At 49.0% G+C, this 3731-nt stretch carries 3 protein-coding genes; 2 read left to right on the plus strand and 1 reads right to left on the minus strand.

Features of this window, described 5'->3' with window-relative positions:
• Positions 1 to 301: 301 nt before the first annotated feature.
• The gene (locus tag PMG25_RS06255) at positions 302 to 1528 is read right to left on the minus strand and encodes a hypothetical protein (protein WP_283766044.1); all 1227 of its coding nucleotides are present in this window, start codon (positions 1526 to 1528) and stop codon (positions 302 to 304) included.
• A gap of 132 nt (positions 1529 to 1660) precedes the next feature.
• On the opposite strand from PMG25_RS06255, the gene PMG25_RS06260 reads away from it, so the two are divergent.
• Both PMG25_RS06260 and PMG25_RS06265 read left to right on the plus strand, forming a co-directional pair.
• On the plus strand, positions 1661 to 2029 hold the full coding sequence (locus PMG25_RS06260) for a hypothetical protein (RefSeq protein ID WP_283766045.1): 369 nt from the start codon (positions 1661 to 1663) through the stop codon (positions 2027 to 2029).
• Between the two features lie 149 nt (positions 2030 to 2178).
• Positions 2179 to 3639 (plus strand): LCP family protein, encoded by a 1461-nt coding sequence (locus PMG25_RS06265; protein ID WP_283766046.1) that lies wholly within the window; start codon positions 2179 to 2181, stop codon positions 3637 to 3639.
• Positions 3640 to 3731 lie beyond the last annotated feature (92 nt).

Below are 3731 nucleotides of genomic sequence, written 5' to 3' on the forward strand. Positions count from 1 at the left end.
ATTTATTCCATTAGTAAATTGTAGCACATAGCTTACCCATGATTTTAAGCTTGCCAAGCCAGTAGTGGCTTGGCAAGCTTAAAACTGTAGGTTGGGTTGAACGAAGTGAAACCCAACTTTCGTCAGACGGGTGTTGGGTTTCGTTCCTCAACCCAACCTACACTCTTACCCCCAATTTTAAGCTTGCCGATCCAGTAGGGTGGGCAGGAGCCTAAGCCAAATCATTCAAATTCTACCCGCATACCCTGCCCACCTTACTGCGATAGCGGAAAGCGCTGTAATTAGGCTATTTTCGCAACTCTCAGCGTTTCCAGGAGCCTTGCTCGCACTCTAGCAAGCGATTTAAGATGGCTAAATCCTCTTCCTGACGACTCTGGCGCACTTTATCTTCCATGCCCACATTCACTAACTCTAGCATTAAGCGCACGGCAAAGGCTTCTTCAACTTCATTTTCCAGGGTTTCTGGATCTAAATCTTCTAAGTTTTCCAGATAGGACTTGAGATGATTGCCTTCAAACCGTTCCATCAGTTGATTAATCACATAAATTTGCTCCGGACGAGCGGTTTTCATAACCGTAGCGATGGGTTGTTTCAAAATTTCTTGAATCTCTGTCTCTGATGCCTTTTGTCGCAGCCAATTTTCGGAAGTTGATAGGGGTAAATCAATGGATTCATTGTCTACTTTAGCAAAGGCATGGGCTTCCATGTAGGAGACTTTGCCATCTTGATTATAATCGGCGGAAGGGGCATTTTCTCCCGTGCGTTTTTGACCACTTAAGCCCGCGAAAAAGCTAGAACTATAATCTTTGTAGTCCGCTTCATTCACTTCTGGAGTGCAACCGACAGAGGGTAGGGTTTCCACCGTAGCAAAAAAACCGCATCGCGTTTGTAGGGCGACTGGATTTTGGGAATTTCCCCCTTCATAAATCATATTGGCAAAGGAGCCAGAATAGCACTGAGCCATCATGGTGACGACGGGCTTTTTGGCAGGCATGAGGTCTAACAGTTGGGTGAATTCTTGCACGCTGACTTCTCGTTTATTCCATAATAAAAAGGTGTTGTTTTCAGTATTTTCTTGATTTTGTAAGCCGTGGCCAGTAAAATAGAGGAATAAACCGCGATCGATAGATTGAGCGAGGGGAGAATTAAACCAATCGACCAAGTTATTGAAGGTTGAAGAGCCATTTAAGAACGGAATTTTTGGAACCTTGAATTGTTCTCGATCGTTTTCATCGAGATAACGGACAGTTGGCTGGCCATCATTTCCATTAGCGAAGAAAAAATCAGCCTCTTGTTCTGGGTTATAGCCCAAATGTTGCATCACCCGTTGAAAGTAAAGGACATTTTTTTCTAAGGCGATTTCATTGGTGGCCGGATTCGCGCCGCCAGCAACCACGAGGAAATTGGGGGGTTGGCTCAGAGTTTGGCAAGTGCCTGATGGAGGAGAAATAGGGACAGAAGAGGCGGAACTAAGGGCCAATGGGAATAAAGGAGTCAGGGTAGCAGACAATAGATGAGACCAAACCATAACCGGAAACTCTGAGCAAATGATGAATGATTCCCATTGTGCCCAAAATTGTCCGGACGAGGAACCCTAATCTTAGGAAGGAACGAGCCAAAGCCTGTAGCATAGGAAAGGATGTGCTGATGGAAGTTGATTATGACCGATCGCCAATTGCCCTCAACTAAGGAAAATCCCTATTTCAAGCGCCTACAGCTCTATATCTACCTTACCCCCGTCGTCGGTTTTTTCCCCGCCCTATGGACGCTCTATCGGAAAAACGGCGATCGCCAAACCCAAGTCACCTGTCGGTTAGCTGTCATTCTTGCCCTCAGTTGGGCGATCGCCATCAGCTTCTGCAACACCAGCGCCAACGCCTCCGAATCCCTACATCTACCCCTGCTGATCGCCAGCAGCACCCTCACCTCCGGCTACTTTTTCCTTAATGTTTGGTTAATGATTCGCCTCTGGCGACACCAAAATATCCGCATTCCAGGGGTTTCTCAATTGGGCGATCGCCTGCCCTAACTGGAACAAAACCCCACCCCAATCATCAGGGGCGATCGACCAGTGGTGGGAAACGCAATAATATGTAACAATTGCGGCTGAATCCTAAACCAGAAGACTCTCAAGCTCTTCTAACTGAATCTAGTTCTAATTAAAGTGTGAGGAAATCCGTGTCCATCCATCAACGCTCTGATCGCAAGACACCCGTCAAATCCTACCCCCAACCCGTCCCCAGGCCCCTTGGGAGTGGTTTACGATGGCTCTCCATTGGACTAGGACTAACCGGGATTGCCCTATTATCCGCCACCGCCGGGGCCCTGTTAGCCGTCTCTTTAATTAGCACCCCCTTAATGCAGAGCAAGCTTACCCCAGAAGAAGCCGCCGTATTTGGCCAAGGGGAAAAAATCTCTTCCGGGAACAACCTACAACTGCCCGAACTTACCCGCCCCGTCAACATCATGATTTTAGGGGTGAAAGTCCTCACCTCCGACCTCGACACCCCCCCCGAAGAAATCGCCGATCTCGGATATCACGCCCTCGTCAACTCCTTTGACGGCCTCAGCGACACCATGCTCATGCTGCGGTTTGAACCAACTACCCACAAAGTCACCCTGCTCTCCATTCCCCGTGACACCCGCACCTGGGTGGAAGGCCATGGCCTGGTCAAAATCAACGCCGCTAACTACCATGGTGGGCCAGCTTTAAGCGCCAGTTCCATCAGCGAACTGCTCGGAGGAGTCGGCATTGACCGTTATGTTCGCATCAACGTCCAAGGAATTGAAAAACTGATCGATGCCTTGGGAGGAGTCACCGTCCATGTACCCAAGGACATGAAATACCAAGATGATAGCCAACATCTCTACATCAACCTCAAAGCCGGAACCCAACATCTCAACGGTTCCCAAGCCCTACAATTTTTGCGCTACCGCTACGACAACCTAGGCGATATTGGGCGCATTCAACGACAACAGATGTTTGTGCGAGCCATGATTGAGCAAACCCTCAGTCCAGCCACCCTAGGGAGATTGCCCAAAATCCTCTCCATTGTTCGCTCCCATATCGATACCAACTTAAGCGTAGAAGAATTACTCGCCTTGGCTAACTTTGCCGGTCAGACCGATCGCTCTAAAATGCAGATGTTACTCCTACCCGGACGCTTTAGCGAACCCGAAGAATTCGATGCCAGTTACTGGGTTCCCCAATATAGCAGTATTGACGCGCTCATGGCCGAGCATTTTGATTTTGGCTATGACGGCTATGAAGACTACAACGACTATAACGATTATCAGATCGATCCGACTCACTTGGCGATCGCCATCCAAGACACCACCGGCCAACTCGAATCCGTCGATCAACTCTACACATGGTTAGAAACCCAAGGCTACTATAACCTCTACGCCACTGACTCCTGGAGCGACCCCCTCACCACCACCCGCATCATTGCCCAAGACGGCAACATCGAAAGCGCCAGAGCCATTCGCAACGTCCTCGGATTCGGAGAAGTGCGAGTCGAAAGCACCGGTAATTTACAATCCGATGTCACCATCCAACTCGGTCAAGACTGGTTAACCCAAATGGCGATCGAACCCATTATCGACTCCACCCCCTATCCTGAATGGCAATCCTATTAGGCTATGGGGAGACGCGAGGAGGTGGGGACTGCCGAACTCCCTATTGCCTATTGCCTATTGCCTATTGCCTATTGCCTATTGCCTATTGCCTA

Origin of the sequence: Roseofilum capinflatum BLCC-M114, assembly GCF_030068505.1 — a bacterium.
GTDB lineage: Bacteria > Cyanobacteriota > Cyanobacteriia > Cyanobacteriales > Desertifilaceae > Roseofilum > Roseofilum capinflatum.

Bases quoted from the DNA above. Each gene is read 5' to 3' on its own strand.
- PMG25_RS06260 (WP_283766045.1), top strand. From the start codon at position 1,661: ATGACCGATCGCCAATTGCCCTCAACTAAGGAAAATCCCTATTTCAAG.
- PMG25_RS06255 (WP_283766044.1), bottom strand. From the start codon at position 1,528: ATGGTTTGGTCTCATCTATTGTCTGCTACCCTGACTCCTTTATTCCCA.